Annotated in this window: 1 pseudogene; it reads right to left on the reverse strand. The window is 64.8% G+C overall.

The features are described 5' to 3' along the window. Nucleotides 1-21: 21 nt before the first annotated feature. A pseudogene (locus HMPREF2884_RS09285) lies at nt 22-293 on the reverse strand (superoxide dismutase); the annotation flags it as partial.

Genomic DNA, 293 nt, shown 5'->3' on the forward strand with positions numbered 1-293 from the left:
TCGGGAGTGAAGCCGGTGCCCTCAACATGCACCGTGCCTCCAGCATAAATTCTTAGGTGCTCCGCTAGTGACGCGCAGAGTCGGTAGCGAACTGGTCTGCTCGCCCTGAGCCGCAGGAATCTGCTGGTTTTCTGTCTGGCGCTGGTTCAAAGCTGCAGCGGGGGAGGCGGGGGTCGCCTGTGCCGGTTGTGCCTGCTGCTCAGGTGCTGCCTGGGTCGGTGTTGCGAGTGCCGCCGGGGTGATACCGGCAAGCGGGCTCAAACCCAGCAGCAACGACAGGCTGAGCGCGCGGG

It is taken from the genome of Rothia sp. HMSC073B08, from assembly GCF_001812975.1.
Lineage (GTDB): Bacteria > Actinomycetota > Actinomycetes > Actinomycetales > Micrococcaceae > Rothia > Rothia mucilaginosa.